Genomic DNA, 17,520 nt, shown 5'->3' on the forward strand with positions numbered 1-17,520 from the left:
ATGAAGGCAGCCGTCATCACCGCGAACGGCCTGCAGGTGCAGGACGTGCCCAAGCCCGCACCGAAGCCGAACGAAGTCCTGGTGCGGGTGCGCGCGGCCGGCCTGAACCGTGCCGATCTCGCCATGGCATCCGGTCACGCCCATGGCCGCGCCGGCGGCCCCGGCGCCGTTGCCGGCCTGGAATGGGCCGGCGAGGTGGCGGAAGTCGGCACTGAGGTGAAGGGCATCAAGCCGGGCGACCGGGTGATGTGCTCCGGCAGCGGCGGCTATGCCGAATACGCGGTGACGGATTGGAGCCGCTGCTCGCCGGTGCCGGCCAACAACATGTCCTGGGAACAGGCGGCGACATTGCCCGTCGCGCTGCAGACCATGCACGACGCCGTGGTCACCAACGGCCGCCTGAAAGCGGGCGAGAGCGTGATGATCCAGGGCGCTTCCTCCGGCGTCGGCCTGATGGCGCTGCAGATCGCCAAGCTGAAGGGCGCCAAATTCGTCATCGGCACGTCGACGCATGAAGGCCGTCGCGCCAAGCTGAAGGAATTCGGCGCCGATCTCGCGATCGATACGAAGGATCCCAGCTGGGCCGACCAGGTGCTGAAGGCGACCGACGGCAAGGGCGTCGACCTGATCGTCGACCAGGTCTCGGGCTCGGTCGCCAACGGCAACCTCAAGGCCTGCGCCATTCTCGGCCGCATCGTCAATGTCGGCCGGCTCGGCGGCATGAAGGGCGAGTTCGATTTCGACCTGCACGCGCTGCGCCGCATCGACTATATCGGCGTCACCTTCCGCACCCGCTCCAACGACGAGGTGCGCGAGATCGTGCAGAAGATGCGGGCCGATCTCTGGCCCGCGATCGAGGCCGGCAAGCTGCATCTGCCGATCGACAAGACCTTCCCGCTCGACGAAGCCGTCGCGGCGCAGGCGCATATGCGCGCCAACGCGCATTTCGGCAAGATCGTCCTCACCGTCTGACAGGAAACGCCCATGCACGACCTGGTCATCCGCGGCGGCACCATCATCGACGGCACCGGCGCACCGCGCCGCACCGGCGATGTCGCGATCGAAGGCGGCATCATCACGGCGGTCGGCGGCAAGCTCGGGCCGGCGAAGCGCGAGATCGACGCGGCGGGCTGCCTGGTCACGCCGGGCTTCGTCGACATCCACACGCATTATGACGGCCAGGCGACCTGGGATCCGGAGCTCGCGCCCTCCTCGCTGCACGGCGTGACCACAGCGGTGTTCGGCAATTGCGGCGTCGGCTTCGCGCCGGTCCGGCCCGGCGCCGCGCCCTATCTGATCAACCTGATGGAGGGCGTCGAGGACATTCCCGGCACCGTCCTCTCCGAAGGCGTGAAGTTCAACTGGGAGAGCTTTCCGGAGTATCTCGATGCTCTCGCCGCGATGCCGCGCGTCATGGATATCGGGACCCAGGCGACGCATGCCTCGCTCCGCTTCTACGTGATGGGCGAGCGCGGCGCCGACCATGCCGAGATCCCAACCGAGGCCGAGATCGTTGAGATGGGCCGCCTGCTCGAGGAGAGTCTCAGGGCCGGCGCGCTCGGCTTCACCACGTCGCGCACGATCAAACACAAGGCCAAGGACGGAAGGCTGACGCCGAGCCTCTCGGCGCGGCAGGCCGAGCTGAACGGCCTCGCCCGCGCCATGCGCCGCGCCGGCAGCGGCGTGCTGGAAGTGAACTCCGATTTCGGGCCGGGCGAGTTCGAGGCGATGCGCGAGGCGGCGGAGATCGCCGGCCGGCCGCTTTCCTGCCTGATCGTGCAGGTCGACGCCAAGCCCGAGCTCTGGCGCGAGACCTTCGGCCAGATCCATGCCGCGCGCCGCGCCGGGATCGAGGCGACGGGCCAGGTCGGCGTGCGCCCCATCGGCGTCGTCATGGGCCTCGAGACGACGATGCATCCTTTCGCCAACCATCCGGCCTGGACATCGCTCGCCAACCTGTCGCCCAAGGAACGCTACGAGCGCCTGCAATCCGACGACGCATTGCGCCGCCGCCTGGTGGAGGAGCGCCCGAACGACGGCGCGACGCGCTTCATGGCGACCGCGCTGACCAGGGCGAACATCCTCGACGGCGCGCTGAACTACGAGCCGGACCCGTTGATCGACAGCGTGCAGGCACGCGCCGAGAAGGCCGGCCGGGATCCCTGGGCGGTGGCGTTGGAGGCGATGATGGCGGATGGCGGCAAGGGCCTGCTGCTGCTGCCGTTCGAGAATTATTCCTACGGCAATCTCGACGTGGTGCGCGAGATGCTGACCGACGAGGCGAGCGTGATCGGCGTGGCCGATGGCGGCGCCCATGTCGGCGTGATCTGCGATGCCAGCGCGCCGACCTTCCTGCTGACCCATTGGGCGCGCGACCGCAAGCGCGGGCCCGGCCTGCCGCTCGAATTCCTGGTGCGCAAGCACACCCGCGACACCGCGGCCGCCTATGCCTTGCGCGACCGCGGCATCCTCGCGCCCGGCTATCGCGCCGATATCAATGTGATCGATTTCGCGAACCTGCGGCTGCACCGGCCGGAAGTGGTCTACGACCTGCCGACCGGCGGCCGCCGCCTGATGCAGCGCGCGACCGGCTATCGCCACACTTTCGTCGCCGGCATCGAGACGCGGGCGAACGACCAGTTCACCGGCGCGCGGCCGGGCCAGCTGATCCGCCAGCCCGATGGTCGAATACAATGCTAGCGGTTGCTGCATGCCGGATCTACACTGCCCAATCGCGACTGCCGAAACAGGACATGCGGCGGCGCCCTGAACGTAAAACGACACAGTAAATCATGCCAATTGAAAACCCCTCTGAACGCGATTTCGCCTGCTTTCTCTGCGCCAAGGGTAAGGCGAAAAAGCTGTCCGACATATGCCCAGTATGCAATAACCCCCTCAATGTCGGTTCTGTATTTGAGAACCAGGCACTTGACGGTTATTTCCTCAAACAATTCAAGGGCCGAGGGTACTACGGCGCAACGTACTATGGGACAAACAGGATAGGCAAACCCGTCGCGATCAAGATCGTCCCAGTAAAATTATACGAACAACACGAAAAGTCATTCAGCGAAGAAGTGACCAAATATGCCCGGCTAGGATCACATCCAAATATTGCCGAACTTTTCGACGCAGGCGAAGGTACTGTGTTTTATAGAGATTCAAAGATCCCAGTATATTTCGTTATTATGGAATGGGTTGAAGGTGTAACGCTAACCGAATTTTGTACGACTGAGAACATCAATGCGAATGTGGTTTATGGCGCGATACTCGATATAGCCTCAGGCATTCAGAGATTTGAGCAAAAGAATCTTTGGCACAATGATTTAAATTCTGACAATATATTAGTTAAGGAACTCACACCTGAAGAATTACAAGCTAGGCATAGCGGATCCCGCTTTATCCTAAAAATCGTTGACACTGGCTCTGCCCTTTTTCGCCAAGCATTTCGAACTCATGCACTTAACGACCTTGCCTTTCTAGCGCGTCACATTGACACTCTAGTCTTAGCAGCTCGAAAAAGTAGCGCAAGCACACCTAAAGAGGATTTATTTTTTCTTGACAATCTCGCCAAAATTGTAAGCCGTCTTTCAGACGAGAACCCGGCACGCCGCCTGCGCAGTGCAGAGGAAACAATTTCAGCTCTCACTCAACTTCGACGGCAGAGCTACTTACTTTCTGAAGAGACGGTCGCTATTTTGCAGTATCCATTTGAATATTTGAACGCAAATGACTTTCCAAGCGATGCACTTATCTGGAGATTATTTTCCAACCGGTTCCCTTGGGTCCGCGACACTATTATGGTTGCAGCACAGTCAACACTTATAACCGGCCCGCGTGGCTCGGGCAAAACCATGATTCTGAAGTGCATGCGACTTAAGACTCGATTGGCAAGTTTTTCCCCAAGCGAGTCAAATGGTACAGTGTCAGACCAGATTGACAGCGACAGCTTCATAGGCTTTTTCGTCTCCGCTCGCCTAGAAATAGGTAATCATTCACCGATAACCAAGCTACCGCCGTGGATGACGAAGGAAGAAACCGTGCTTTATTTTTTTCATCTCCTCTATCTATACGAGATATGTGACACACTTTTGTATGCGAAAATCAAAAATCTTCTTGTAATTAGCGATATCGCCGAGTTTGACTTCTGCTCTTTTCTCTCATCGTCTCTGGGAACCCGTGTAGACAGTTTAGGGTCCGCAATGTCCGCCATAAAGGACATTCAGTCCCAGATACTACTGCTTCAATTTGACCCACAGGAAAGTTCGCCACTTCTCAGCGCAAAATTCCTTTCGGAGATCTGTGCCAAGTTAAAAGCTGCAGTTCCGGCGTTTTTGGGAAAGAGCATTGTGTTTCTGTTGGATGATTTTTCGTTACCGAAAGTTCCCTCTAGTGTGCAGAAGACACTTCTGCCAGTTATTTGGAATTCCGGCGGTGGATACACGTTCAGAGTTACCGCTCACAGCGAAAGTACGGAATTTGTGGATAGTCGACACAACCGATACAATGCAAATAGAGATTTCCGGGAGGTTAATTTAGGCGCGGAATACGTGAATTCAATTGATCTTGAGAAAAAGAGAACTGTGATTCACGAATGTATTGACGACATTTTCAAAAAGCGCTTCGAAGTAAGCCGTGTGCCTGTTGCACAGACCGCTCAATTATTGCTTGGAGATCGGAAGCGTTGGGACATCGCAAAGGATATACGACAGCGGACGCTAGATGGTCGAATTCACGGCCTGCGATACTATGGGTGGGATACGGTAGTTTCACTTTGCTCCGGAGACATTAGTTATCTGATTGATCTAATCGGAAAAATGATCGACGGGATTGATTCCAGCCATTTTCCATTGTCCAAACCGATCGGAATAGCAAAGCAGAACAAAGTTATCCGAGAATACGCCCGAAAAGAGCTGTACAGCCTTCAAGATTTTTCTGTTCAGACGTGTAATCTCTATGAGATTGCTCTACATTTCGGAAAAATGTCTCTTTTCAAGTTGCAGCGTGATAACGTGGGGAGTGAGAAACGGCCCGCCGAATACCTTCGACTTGAAATTCAGTGGGCCAATGCGACAGATGAAGTGCGCAATGCAACCGCAGAGCTTCTTCGTAATGGCGTATTTGTCGATGGCGGTTTTAGCACTTCATCCCAGGGGATACTCGCGCGCCGGCTGATCTTCCGGAAGCAGTTTACGCCGGCTTTCCCGACCACTTTCCGCAGTCGGGATACGTTTCCGATGTCCGCCAGGCATTTCCTCGACTTCGTGCAGAATCCGCCTTCATTCCTACGCCGAATGCTGAGCGAAGCTGGGATTAGGCCGGACCAGCAGCAGCTGACGCTGGATAGACTCTTCGAACCAAGCGTCTGACCCGGGAGGCCGTATGGTTCCCAACATCGAGCTGCTCAAGAACCAACTCTCTGACATATGCCTCGTTGTGTGTGCCGGCTTCGAAGATCGTGCGCCGAGGGCCGCGGAGCTAATCGAAGGGATGGATGTGCGTGCACGATCCGTCCTGCTTTTGACGTATCCCGGAGAGGAGCATTCAGCTTCTTATGAGCGGTTAATGTCTGCCTGCCATCGGATAGCGCACGGGCCCGGCGCGGTGCGACAAATGCCGCTCGCCGACGCACTGCGGGAGCCTGGGCTCGTTGAAGTCATCAACATGCCCGGCGACCTCGTTGTTTGTGATATAACTGCGCTTTCCCGGATCGCATTGTTTTCCATACTAACGAGAATAGTAAATTCCAATCGCCGACTATGGCTTCTTTATACTGAGGCAGAAGAATATTGGCCAACGAAAGAAGATTACGGCCGAATTAAACTGGATAGAGCATCAGATATGAGCGAAGCTTTCTTTAATCTAACCACATTTGAGCATGCGGAGATTGTGTACTCGGGCCGGTGTCGCGTAGAAGAGATCCCCGGATTTGAAGGGCGTCATCTGCCCAATTACCCCCTCATGCTCATAGCTTTTCTGACGTTCAAAAGATCTCGGCTTGGGGCCATTTTGAGGGAATACGAGACGAATGTAAAAATTCTCGTGCAAGGAAAGCCGGTTCGCAGCGACCTGACTTGGCGAGAAAAGTTAATGGAGACTGTGAATTTCGATCTTATCGATGATAATAAAAATTCCGTTCATTTAGTAGAGACACTGGACTGGAAGGCAACACACACTTTTCTATCCCATATTTACAACCGAGATCACAATAAATATAGATTCAACATTTTGATTGCGCCGCTGGGCAGTAAAATGCAGACGGTAGGGTCATGGGTGTTTGCAGTTGAGAACCCGTCAGTTAAACTCATCACCTCCTCTCCAGAGCGGCTGTTTCCCGAGAAGTACTCACGAGGTTGGCGTGACACGTTTATAATTAAAGACCTTCCGTTCAGATCATGAGTATCTAATCCAAAGGGAGAAATTCAAAGGGAGCCAAGCAGAACTATGCCACCCAGAACGAAGATCCTGCTGTCAATAGGCCTCTGGCATTTGGCGCTTTTCCTAGCAGCTGGTTATGCAATCTACTATGAGAATTTTGTGTCTGTGCAACCAACTGACGCCGGCCTCATTGAACACCGGCTACTTTGGATAAATTGTTCCCTCATCGGGCTCGTAGGAAGTTCGCTGTATTTTTCGCGGAAGGTCTACGTTTACCTTATAACGAATAAACTTGGTCGCCTTGCGATTGCAATCGACGAATCTAAACGAACCGTCGATGAAGATGTATATAATAGTCAAGTCATTGGTTATTATATATACTTGACAACAAGGCCGCTAGGCGGATTGGCGATTGGTCCTGTCATCGCCATGATATTTCTAGGTGGCCTTACATCATTTGGGAAGACGTCGGGGTTCAACACCGGATCACTATCGATTGCCGGCGTGTACGTGATTTATCTTTTGTCTTTTGTCGGTGGATACACGTCTAGCGATCTATTCGACTATCTCTCGACGGTCGGTGAGAAGTTTCGCAAGGGCACGAAATGGCACTGACGTATTCTAAAGTGGGGCGTAAGCGGCAACGGCACCCTCCAATTCTATGCTGATCTTTTGAGCAAAACTCTCCCGGGGCCACTGTCGGAATTCCGGCCTCCGCCGTGCTCTTGCTTCCATCCAGCGATTTACCGCAAGTGCTGAGATTTCGGTGGTTGTCAACAGATCACCATAATTTGGCTCTCCGTGCCCCTGGCTCAAAATCTCAAGTGCATTCTCAGCAAGACAGGAAATGAATATCTCTCTTTGCACGCCGTGCCGAAGAAGCGCTTCGCTCAGCCCGAGAGATTTTAAAGACTCTCTAATGGTTCGCATTCGCCAGTTCGGACCACTTCCGAAGCGATGCTGATCCGGATACGAATGATCACGGACGCGGAGGTACTCTCTCATCATAGAAAAAATCTTATCGGGTATGTGGAAGTGCCCCCACCCTTCACTTGTGCCAATAGGGCGAAAATAAACCCTCCCATTCAATTTCAAGCGATTGTACACAGAGGATCTACCAAGCGCCGAGCTAGTTGTGACAGCCACCAACTGAGCTTTCTTCTGAACCTTGGAGATAATTCCTTCTCTGGACCCATATTTGTTAGCAAAATCAGAAGCGACCTCTCGCGAACGGACTAAACAAGCAACTGCCTTTCCTCCAAGTAGCATGTTGTAAGGTGGTACAGCGCCGAGAACGTAGGCGTCCATCATATTTACTAGGCGATCAGCACGGTCTTTCGCAGACCAGCAGATAAAATTATCGCGCGACCGAAGATTAAACACGGGATCTCCAAGCGCAATAATTCCGGCCAATTTTTCATTTTGCTCATCGAGCACCAGATATCGAATTCGACGCCCGTAGCCTTGCGAAACTGGAACCGACCAAGACAGTGACGCAAATCGAAACAAATCGGACTCAATTGTTCCTGCATGGATCTGCTTTAACGAAAACCGAATCTTTGTCGGGTCCACGTCCCATCCATTGGCAAAATGCTCAATCAGTCTGCTGAAATTTCCTCTCAGGAACTCTGAATTTGTTGTGATCCGCTCGCGTCGCTGTTCAATGTGCAATTTACGAACATCGTCCTTCTGGCTCCGACTTGCTATTAGTCCCGCGCCCTCTCCCATTCGAAACCCAAGTGATTTCAAATGACTTCTAAGGTTCCGCTTTAATGCAGCTTCCGAAGTAAGCGCGGGAATTATCCGTGATTGGGTCATGCATGTCGGCTCGGCGTGCTATTGCAAATTCTAGTTGAGATTGGATCGCTAATGAAAGCGCCACCTGCATCAAATATGCTCTAATTGAGTGATCCGCAGTACTTTTACCGGCTAGCCCGCCGAATCCCGCGCCGGGGCCTGGATGGTCACGCCGCCATCCACCACCAGGGTCTGGCCGGTGATGTAGCGGGCGTGGTTCGACAGCAGGAAGCGCACGGCGTGGCCGACATCCCAGCCGGTGCCTTCGATGCCGAGCACCGAGGCCTTGGCGCGCTGCGACCGCGCGTTCTCGCTCATGCCGCCGGCATAGACCATCGGCGTATAGACCGGGCCCGGCGCCACGCAGTTGACGCGGATGCCGTCCTTGCCGTGATCCACTGCCATGGCGCGGCTCAGTGCGATCACCGCGCCTTTCGAGGTCGTGTAGGTGGTGAGGTTGCGCGGGCGCAAAGCCGAGATCGACGAGACGTTGACGATGGCGCCGCCCTTGGCCGTCTTGATCATCGCGGGAATCGCGTATTTCGAGCAGAGGAACATGGTCTCGACATTGATCTGCATGACCCGGCGATAGGTCTCCAGCGGCTCGTCCACCACGCTGCCGCGGCTGCCAATGCCGATATTGTTGTCGAGGAAGTCGAGCCGGCTGAAATGGTCGAGCGCCGCCTGCACCATCTGCTCGCACTGCTTGGGAACGGTTGCGTCGGTGGCGTGGGCGATGGCGGTGCCGCCCTCCGCCTTGATCATCTCCGCGGTGCGCTCGGCGAGCTTGAGCTCGCGGTCGACCACCAGAACCCTGGCGCCGGCGCGCGCCAGCAGCATTGCCGCCGCACGGCCATTGCCGATGCCGTCGCCCGCGGCGCCGCCGCCGGCGACGATCGCCGCCTTGCCTTCGAAGCCGTAATCGTTCTCCGGACCCACTGTCATGGCTTCACTCCCCTTCACGGCAGGCCGGCATGCGGCACGTCGACCCGCACGGTCTCGATGCGGCCGTCGGCCTTCTGGCCCATGGCGGGGCCGCTGCCGCTATTGGTCAGGATGAACAAGGTCCGCCCGTCATCGCCGCCCAGCATGCAGGCGTAGCAGCCGCGCGGGCTCGTATCGATGGAATGCGTGACGCGCCCGCCCTCTTCCACGCGGAGCGTACGAAGCGCGCGCGGATCGGCCACCCAGATGCCGCCCGCGGCATCGAGGCAGATGCCGTCCGGGAACATGCCGTCGATGGCCGCGAAGACGCGCCGGTTGCTCAGCCCGCCATCGGCCGCGATGTCGAAGGCGGTCAGCCGGTTGCCGCGCGTCTCGCCGACGATCAGGGTCTTGCCGTCCGGCGTGATCACCGTGCCGTTGGGAAATTCCAGATCGTCGGCGACCTTGGTGATCTTGCCGTCCGGATCGACGCGCACCAGGGCTGCATTGCGCGGCGCCTCGCCGGCATGGTGGTTGGAGCCGAAATTGCCCACATAGGCACGCCCCTTCGCATCCACCACCATGTCGTTGCACGGGCCGGTCGCATGGGCGGAGAGATCTGCCACTTCGGTGAGCGCGCCGCCATCGAGCCTGAGCAGCTTCCGGTCCAGCATGGAGACGATGAGCAGCCGCCCGTCCGGCAGAAAGCCGAGGCCGGAAGGCTGCTGGGGCACCTTCACCACTTCCTCGACCTTGCCGGCGAGATCCACCGTCACTACGCGGTGCGCGTAGAAATCGGAGAGCCACAGCTTGCCGTCGCGCCAGCGTGGCCCCTCCGGAAAGGTGAAGCCGCCGGCAAGGACTTGCGGTGTCATGGCGCCCTCACTTGAGCGGCGAGAACGGCGCCGGCAGCAGCGCGATCGACTGCATCTCCTCCAGCATCGGGCCCGACTTGCCGAGGAATTCCTGCCATTTCGGGTCCTTCATCGACGCGGCGCGCGCCTCGGCGCGGGCGTTCAGGTCCTTGTAGGCCCAGATATGCATCACCTCGTTCGGCTGCGGCGCCTCGGTGTAGAACAGGCCGACGATCTTGGAATACTGCTCGCGCGCCGGCAGGTGCTCGCAGAACACCTCGGTCCAGGCCTTGGCCATGCCGATCTTGGTGCGATAGATGCGGAACTCGTAGATGTTGCCTTCGGTGGCCGGCGCGCGCGGCTCGATCACCGGGTTCAGCAGGCGGATGTCCTGGCGCTGCAGGAGCGGGCGCACGCCCGGAATGAACTCCTTCACCCAGCGTTCCTGCTTGCCGAGCTCGGCGCGCAGCCGCGTGCGCTCGTCGAGCGAGGCGAAACTCCAGAGATGCCAGACCTGGTTCAACGGCCCGAACTCGGCCGACCAGTAGCCGTGATTGCGGCCGAAATTGTCGCCGCGGATCGGCTTGCCGACATCGCGCACGAGGTTGAGGTATTTCGGCGCCTGGCCCGGCCCGAATGTGTAGGTGCGGAACTCGTAGATCATCTGCTTTCTCCCCTTGAATCGCTTTCGGGTCAGATCGGCCCATTGGGCGCGACCAGGATCTTGCCGGCGCGCTCGCCCTGATCGGCGCGGGTCAGCGCCGCCCTGATGTCCTCGATCGGATAGACCTTCTCGACCGGCGCGCTCAGATTGCCGTTCATGATCTGAGCCGCGAGATCGGCGTAGAGAGCGCGGATCTGCTCCAGGCTGCGCTTCGCCAGGAAGCGGCCGAGCATGAAGCCGGTCAGGCTGACGCCGCGATAGATCGGCGCCGCGCGCGGCACCAACGGGTCCTCGCCCGACATCGAGCCATAGGTGCAGACGGTGCCGCCGTCGGCGAGGCAGTCGCTGATCCGCCCCGTCGCCGCGCCCGACACGGCATCGAGGCCGAGCCGGATCGCCGCGCCGCCGGTCGCCGTCCTTACCCGTTCGCCGAGATCCGGCGCATCGACCACGCATTGATCGGCGCCGAGCGCCTTCAGCTCGCCGAACAGCGCCTCGCGTCGCACGACGTTGACGGTTTTCAGCCCGCGCGTCCTGGCCAGACGGATGACGAGCCGGCCGACCGCCGAATTGGCGACGTTCTGCACCACCCACTCGCCAGGCTTGAGATCGACGATATCGGACAGCATCAGGAGCGCGGTCGGCGGATTAATGCGCAGCATGGCGCCCTGCTTCAGGTCGATGCCGGCCGGCACGGGGATCACGTCCTCGGCCTTGACGCGCCGACGCTGCGCCCAGTTCTCGCGCTGCAGGTTGATGACGAGATCGCCAGGCGTCACCGCGGTGACGCCGGCGCCGGCCGCGGCGACCCGGCCGATGCATTCGGCCCCCGGAATCGCCGGCAGCGGCGGCTTCAGGCGGTAGCTGCCGCGGCAGAACCACATATCGGCGGGGTTGATCGGAAAGGCGAGCACGTCGAACACGACCTCGCCCGGCCCGGGCGCGCCGACATCCGCCACCTCGACGCAGGCCGCCACTTCCGCCGGCACGCCATAGGCACCGATCTCGACGCGCTTCATCGTTCCCTCCCTACTGGTCTTGAACGGAGTGTAGCGGGATCGGGAGGCACAAAAAAAGCGGCGGCCCGTAGGCCGCCGCCCTTAGCATCAGACTGGAACTTTGGTTAGGCCCGGCGACGACGGCGGCCGAGGGCGCCGAGCCCTACCAGCATCGCACCGAACATGGCGAGCGCCGCCGGCTCCGGCACGTCCTGGCCGGTCTCGCGCAGCAGCTTGGTCCGCAGCGTCGCCTCGAAGTCGGCGAACGAGTCGGCCAGCAGGCTGAACGACCCAGGTCCATGCGCGAAGTTGGGGGCCGTGCCGGTCCCGATGCCGAGCGCGTTGACCACGTCCGCATCATTCGCAACGGCCCATTCAGCCGTTCCTGACGTTCCCGCGGGCCCGTTCGGATCCACGCCGGTATTCCACTCACCGTCCGTGGAAACGTCGATGACACCCTTGGTCAGCGGATCGGAATCGAGCGTCCCCTCGCCGGAAAAGATGCCGCAGGAGATGCAGGTGCTGTTGCCGTTGCCGCTCTGGCTAAGCGTCAGGAAGAAGTCCGCCAAGGCGTCACGATCACCGGCACTGTTGATCTGCGTCATGCTGCGAACAACCGACGCGTTCGTCGCAAAGCGAATGACCGACACCGCAACAGATCCGTCCGTCGGCAATACCGACGTCAGCGCGTTGTGATAGCCCGTCATCTGCAGATTCCAGTTACTGGAGCTGATACTCCCCGAAGCATCGACAACCAGAGCCAGCTCAAGAGCGACCGGAACAGCGGATGCGGTTCCGCTGAAGCTCACCGCGGCAATGCCAGCCGCCGCGGCCCCCATAAGCCATTTCTTCATGTGCATCTCCCTCTGTAATTTACTCGTATGGCCTCAAGGGCCCTCGCAGCCATATGTAACGCAACGTTTATGCCATCTTTGGAAAACGTCGATAATTCAATAGATTAGCCAAACAATGCCGATGCGATTGCGGGGCTGTGTAATGGTAGGTTGCGATTTATCCCCTCGCTGTGGAGGCCGCTTTCGGCGTGGCTTTTCCAGACATCTCATTGATTCTACTGTTATTTTTATCAGATGGGACAGCGCGGCAGCGCGAGGATCGAAACAGCCGGCCGTAAAGAAAGCTGACATTCCGCCGCCATTACTGATCGCTGGTCAAAAGGCGTTCGACTTCTTCTCGGATGGCAGGAAGGATGCGGGGTCAATTCGCGCCCACGCTAAAAAACTGCATTATTTTCAGATATTTACCTGCGGCGTGGAGAGTGACCCGATTGAACTTGCAGGGTGCATTCGACAGCAGATCGCGGGTAAAGCCGCCTCTCTCCCCGTCTGCTCTTGTTAAGCACTCAACGTTTCGGCGCATATAAGCGTGTAAGGAAAGTTGACTCAGCCGAGCCTTGCAGCCTGACCGATCAGATTCACTTTCCAGCGACAACCGCGTGACATGCCGTCCTTCTCGGTCACGGAAAAGATCGCGTGATTTGAATTGTTTAGCTTCGAGATCCGGTCGCCAACGGCGAGTTGGAAAGCTGATTGACAGGCAAGCTGCCGCCCGAAATGCAAACGGCGGCCCGAAGGCCGCCGTCGCAATTGCCCCGCAGCCGGATCAGGCGCGGCGCCGGCGCGCCACCAGGCCGAAACCGGCGAGCATGGCGCCAAACAGGCCGAGGGCGGCCGGCTCCGGCACATCCTGTCCGGTCTCGCGCCGCAGCTTCTCGATCAGCGCCGCCTCGAACTCGGCAAAGCTGGCGGCCAGGATGCTGAACGAGTCGTCGCCATGGGCGAAGTCGGGCGCGGTGCCCGTGCCGATGCCCAGCGCGTTGACGACATCGGCATCGTTCAGCACCGCCCACTCGGCCGAACCGACGACCGTCTCGTCGCTGTTCGGGTTGAAGCCGGCGGTGAACACGCCGTCGGTCGAGACGTCGATCACCCCCTTGGTCAGCGCATCGCCGTCCAGCGTGCCTTCGGCCGCCTCGATGGCGCAGGTGATGCAGGTCAGATCGCCGTTGCCGTCCTGGCTCAGGCCGAGGAAGAAGTTCGCCAGGTCGGTGCGGTCCGAAACGCTGGTGATCTCGGTCATGCCCATGACGACCGAGGCGCTGGTGGCGAAGCGGATCACCGAGACCGCCACCGTGCTGTCGGTCGGCAGCACGGCATTGATGGCGTTGGCATAGCCCTGCATCTGCAGAGCCCATTCGGTATCGCTGATGCTGCTCGATGCATCGACCGCGAGGGCGAGCTCGATCACCGCTGCCGAGGCGGTCGCCATCCCGCCCAGCGCCAGCGAGGCACCCAAGGCGGTTCCCAAGAGCCATCTTTTCATCTGAACATTCCCTTCCGGAACAGATCCAACCCCCGCGATCAAGGCCCGGAGCAAGTGCTGTACCAGCGGGCATTTCTTCTTTTGTATCAGTAAGTTGCGACGACAGGACGGGCGGCGTCCCGGGGCAAATGGCGGCAGATTCGCGAAATTGCGGCCGCAACTGTCTCGGCAGCCGCGGGAAGCCAATCGGCGAATCCCGCCTATCCTTTTAAAATATTTAGTATTTTAGCCCGAGCGCCGGCCGGCCCAGGGAATGTCTCAACTATGTCTGTAAGGAAACCTGACAGCCTCGATTCCTACAGAACACTACGCGGCCGGATCGTCGCCATCAGCTCTGCCGACTTCATTCGACCCGCCGCCAAGTCTGTGTCTTGCCGAGCAGCGGCAGGCCGACATAGCCGCGCACGTCGAGCATGCCGTCCTGTCCGAGCGTCATCGTGCACTTGTAGGTCTCGCCATCCTCCGGATTGTAGATCCGGCCGTCGATCCAGCGGTCCGTGCGCTCCGGATCGGGCAGGAAGCCGTTCAGGATGGGCAGGCCGAGAATGGGGCGCGCGCGCTGCGCGATGTCGCTATTGCGGCGATCGGTCTTCGGCTGCCCCTTCTTGTCGTCCGGCTGTTCCAGCCAGACGATGCGGCCGCACAGCTTGCCGGCGCAGGGCTCGATCCGGATATGCGCCTTGCCGCCTTTGCCTTCCGGCGTCTCCCAGGTGCCGACCGGGGTCATCGGCGGCGCGCCGACGCCAATCGCCGGCCAGGTCAGCAGCGCGAGCAGCAGGATCCATCGACGCATGTCATTCCTCCATCTCCCCCCGCAAAACCGCACTGGCCAGCGCCAGGTTCACTTCGCGATGCGCCGCCAGCGCCGCGCGGTCGATCGCCGCCACCAGGCCCCGGGCGGCCGCATAGGATCGCTCCATCCGCGTCGGCAGATAGGCCAGCACGCGGTCGTCGACCTTCAGCTGGCGATCGGCGAACAGCTTGGCCAGCACGGCGCGCAGCAACGTGTCATCGGGCGCCGCCACCGCGGCGGTCGGCAGCGCCAGGAGCCGCGAGCGGAGATCGGGCAGGCGGATCGGCCAGGCCGCCGGCGGCATCCGGCCGGTCAGGACCAGGCCCGTGCCCGCCTCCATGGCGCGATTGTAGAGATGCAGGAGCGCCGCTTCGTCGACCCCGCGATCCACATCCTCGACCGCCAAAGGACGCGCCGCCGGTGCCGCCGCCTCGCTGCCGGCCAGCGCCGCGGCATCGACACGCTCGCCGCCGGCGCGCGTCAGCCAGAGATGCACCAGATGGGTCTTGCCGGCGCCTTCCGGCCCATGCAGCACGAGGCCCGGTCGCGGCCAGTCCGGCCAGCGGTCGAGCATCGCCAGGGCCAAGCGGTTGGCCTCGCCGACGACGAAATCGGCGCGCGTCAGCGACGGCGCGATCGTCAGGTCGAGCGCCAGCTGGCGGGCCGTCATGGTTCGTCGCCGAGATAGAGCGGGCTCAGCCGGTAGCGGCCGAGCCCGAAGCGCACCAGCACGCCGATCACCGCCGCCGCCGGCACAGCCAGGAAGACGCCGACGAAGCCGAACAGGCTGCCGAAGGCGAGCAGCGCGAACATCAGCCAGACCGGGTGCAGGCCAACCTTGTCGCCGACCAGCTTGGGCGAGATCACGTTGCCTTCCAGGAACTGGCCGATGCCGAAGATCGCCAGCGCGGCGGCAATCCACCAGGGCTCGCTCCAGAACTGGATCACCGCGATCACGGCGGTGGCAACGAACCCGATCATCGTGCCGATGAAGGGAATGAACGACAGCGCGCCGCTAAGGAGGCCGATCACCAGCCCGAATTCGAGGCCGATCAGGCTGAGCCCCAGGGCGTAGAACGTGCCGAGAATGGCGCAGACCGTCAGTTGGCCGCGCACGAAGCCGGCCAGCACGCGGTCGATCTCACGGATCTGCTGGCGCAGCACGTCATAGTGTCGGCGCGGCAGCCAGTCGTCGACCAGCTGCACCAGCCGGTCCCAGTCGCGGATCAGATAGAACGCCACCACCGGGGTGATGACGATCAGCGACAGCGCATCGACAATCGCCGCGCCGCTGGTGATGAGGCCGCCCAGGAATCCGACCGCGAGCTCCACCGCCTTTTCCGCGTGTCCGGTCGCCGCTTCCTGCACCTTGGCGACGCTGCCCTCCGGCGCGCGGGCGAGCAGCGAGTCGATCAGCGGCATCAGCCTGTCGCGCGCCTGGTCGATCAGTTCCGGCAACCGTCGCACCAGCCCGGCGATCTGCCGCGCCAGAACCGGATAGAGCAGCAGCACCGCCAGCAGCAGAGCGCCGAAGAACGCCGCCAGGATCACGGTGGTTGCGAGCGTGCGCGACAGGCCGAGGCGCTCGAGCCGGTCGGCCACCGGATCGAGCAGATAGGCGAGCGCCATGCCGGCGACGAAGGGCAGCAGCATGCCGCTGAGCAGCCAGAGCAGCAGGAACAGGATGACGCCGCCGCCGAGCCAGAACACCGCCTCGCGTGAGATTCGCATCAGGGCTCCGCTATCCGCTGGTTGCGCCACCACTGGGCGAGATAGCCCGCACCGGAAATCACCGTCGTGGCGCCGACCAGCCAGATCATCGCCAGCACCACAAGCTCCCCGAGCCAGCCGAAGGCGAGCTCGGCCAGGATGGCGGCGGCGAGCGCAATCTGCGCCACCGTGTTCAGCTTGCTGACGAAGATCGGCCGCACCGCAAGGCCCGAGCCCATGGCGAAGGAGAGCAGCGCGCCGCCGACGATCAGGATGTCGCGACTGACCACCAGGATGACCAGCCAGTCCGGCAGGTGGCCGAGCCAGCCGAGCACCAGATAGATCGCGACCAGCAGCGCCTTGTCGGCCAGAGGGTCGAGATAGCCGCCGAGCTCGGTCTGCATGCCGAAGCGCCGTGCCAGCAGCCCGTCCACCGCGTCGGAAATGCCGGCGAGCACGAACAGGGCGAAGGCCAGCGTCCATTCCCGCTTCAGCAGCAGCCAGACGATCGCCGGCACCGAGAGCAGGCGCGCGATCGAGATCGCATTGGCGAGATTCACGCGGCCATCACCTCGTCGGCGGTACAACGCCCGCATCGAGGCGCTCGAGCCGCCAGGCGCCGGCCGTCTCGACCAGCGCGAGGTTGCGCTGGCGCAGTGCCAGTCGCAACGTGTCCGTATCGCCGCGCAGGCTGAGCACCAGCTCCGCCGACTGCGCCGTCAACAATGCGATCTCGATCTTGCCGATCTCCGATGTCTCGGCGAGCCGCTGACGGATCTTCACCCAATCCGCCATCGACTGGATCGGCACCTCGACCCTGAGGCTGCCGGTGGCGTCGAAGCGCAGAATGGTTTTCGCCTTCCAGGCCTCGTCCCATTCGCGGACCAGGCTTTCCACCGCCGGCGCCAGCCCCGGGAAGCTTGCCGTGGCGACCTGCGGCGGGCCGGCACCGTGCCGCGTCGTCGTCACTTCGACCGTGCCGCCGCTCTGGCGCGCCTCGGCCGCCACCACGTCGCCGGCGCCGAGCCGGGCGGCGAGCTGGCGCAGCTGCGCCGGGTCGCCCGC

Annotated in this window: 15 protein-coding genes and 1 pseudogene; 4 read left to right on the forward strand and 12 right to left on the reverse strand. The window is 60.9% G+C overall.

Annotated elements, in window-relative coordinates; genetic code table 11:
- The 4 genes from DT074_RS16860 (at nucleotide 1) to DT074_RS28120 (ending at nucleotide 6,396) form a co-directional block, all read left to right on the forward strand.
- Nucleotides 1–972, forward strand: coding sequence for a zinc-binding dehydrogenase (locus DT074_RS16860; RefSeq protein WP_119421021.1), 972 nt, complete (start codon nucleotides 1–3; stop codon nucleotides 970–972).
- 12 nt (nucleotides 973–984) lie between these two features.
- Nucleotides 985–2,700, forward strand: coding sequence for an N-acyl-D-amino-acid deacylase family protein (locus tag DT074_RS16865; protein WP_119421022.1), 1,716 nt, complete (start codon nucleotides 985–987; stop codon nucleotides 2,698–2,700).
- Nucleotides 2,701–2,792: 92 nt separating this feature from the next.
- A complete protein-coding gene (locus tag DT074_RS16870) occupies nucleotides 2,793–5,366 on the forward strand; it encodes an ORC-CDC6 family AAA ATPase (protein ID WP_119421023.1) in 2,574 nt (857 codons plus the stop codon).
- Nucleotides 5,367–5,379: 13 nt separating this feature from the next.
- The gene (locus DT074_RS28120) at nucleotides 5,380–6,396 is read left to right on the forward strand and encodes a hypothetical protein (RefSeq protein ID WP_162914961.1); all 1,017 of its coding nucleotides are present in this window, start codon (nucleotides 5,380–5,382) and stop codon (nucleotides 6,394–6,396) included.
- A 600-nt stretch (nucleotides 6,397–6,996) separates the two neighbouring features.
- On the opposite strand, the gene DT074_RS16875 is transcribed toward DT074_RS28120, so the two are convergent.
- The 12 genes and pseudogenes from DT074_RS16875 to DT074_RS16930 form a co-directional block, all read right to left on the reverse strand.
- Nucleotides 6,997–8,193 carry a Druantia anti-phage system protein DruA gene (locus tag DT074_RS16875; protein ID WP_119421024.1) on the reverse strand — a complete coding sequence of 399 codons (1,197 nt, stop codon included), beginning with the start codon at nucleotides 8,191–8,193 and terminating at the stop codon, nucleotides 6,997–6,999.
- Between the two features lie 111 nt (nucleotides 8,194–8,304).
- Entirely contained in the window at nucleotides 8,305–9,117 is an 813-nt protein-coding gene (locus DT074_RS16880; RefSeq protein ID WP_119421025.1) for an SDR family NAD(P)-dependent oxidoreductase, read from the reverse strand.
- A 14-nt stretch (nucleotides 9,118–9,131) separates the two neighbouring features.
- On the reverse strand, nucleotides 9,132–9,971 hold the full coding sequence (locus DT074_RS16885) for an SMP-30/gluconolactonase/LRE family protein (RefSeq protein WP_119421026.1): 840 nt from the start codon (nucleotides 9,969–9,971) through the stop codon (nucleotides 9,132–9,134).
- 7 nt (nucleotides 9,972–9,978) lie between these two features.
- Nucleotides 9,979–10,614 (reverse strand): NIPSNAP family protein, encoded by a 636-nt coding sequence (locus DT074_RS16890; RefSeq protein WP_119421027.1) that lies wholly within the window; start codon nucleotides 10,612–10,614, stop codon nucleotides 9,979–9,981.
- Between the two features lie 29 nt (nucleotides 10,615–10,643).
- Entirely contained in the window at nucleotides 10,644–11,633 is a 990-nt protein-coding gene (locus DT074_RS16895; protein ID WP_119421028.1) for a zinc-dependent alcohol dehydrogenase family protein, read from the reverse strand.
- 104 nt (nucleotides 11,634–11,737) lie between these two features.
- Complete coding sequence (locus DT074_RS16900; protein ID WP_162914962.1) at nucleotides 11,738–12,466, reverse strand: DUF1194 domain-containing protein; 729 nt, start codon at nucleotides 12,464–12,466, stop codon at nucleotides 11,738–11,740.
- A 766-nt stretch (nucleotides 12,467–13,232) separates the two neighbouring features.
- Nucleotides 13,233–13,952 carry a DUF1194 domain-containing protein gene (locus tag DT074_RS16905; protein ID WP_119421039.1) on the reverse strand — a complete coding sequence of 240 codons (720 nt, stop codon included), beginning with the start codon at nucleotides 13,950–13,952 and terminating at the stop codon, nucleotides 13,233–13,235.
- 343 nt (nucleotides 13,953–14,295) lie between these two features.
- On the reverse strand, nucleotides 14,296–14,745 hold the full coding sequence (locus tag DT074_RS16910) for a DUF2147 domain-containing protein (protein ID WP_119421029.1): 450 nt from the start codon (nucleotides 14,743–14,745) through the stop codon (nucleotides 14,296–14,298).
- A 1-nt stretch (nucleotide 14,746) separates the two neighbouring features.
- The gene (locus DT074_RS16915) at nucleotides 14,747–15,415 is read right to left on the reverse strand and encodes a P-loop NTPase family protein (protein WP_119421030.1); all 669 of its coding nucleotides are present in this window, start codon (nucleotides 15,413–15,415) and stop codon (nucleotides 14,747–14,749) included.
- Nucleotides 15,412–16,476, reverse strand: coding sequence for an AI-2E family transporter (locus DT074_RS16920; protein ID WP_119421031.1), 1,065 nt, complete (start codon nucleotides 16,474–16,476; stop codon nucleotides 15,412–15,414). The genes DT074_RS16915 and DT074_RS16920 overlap by 4 nt, the downstream gene beginning before the upstream one ends.
- Complete coding sequence (locus tag DT074_RS16925) at nucleotides 16,476–17,015, reverse strand: CDP-alcohol phosphatidyltransferase family protein (protein ID WP_119421032.1); 540 nt, start codon at nucleotides 17,013–17,015, stop codon at nucleotides 16,476–16,478. Before DT074_RS16925 ends, DT074_RS16920 begins: the two co-directional genes overlap by 1 nt.
- A gap of 7 nt (nucleotides 17,016–17,022) precedes the next feature.
- Nucleotides 17,023–17,520 (reverse strand): annotated as a pseudogene (locus DT074_RS16930) (hypothetical protein); the annotation flags it as partial.

The sequence above is a fragment of the Desertibaculum subflavum genome, assembly GCA_003576705.1.
Taxonomy (GTDB): domain Bacteria; phylum Pseudomonadota; class Alphaproteobacteria; order Ferrovibrionales; family Ferrovibrionaceae; genus Desertibaculum; species Desertibaculum subflavum.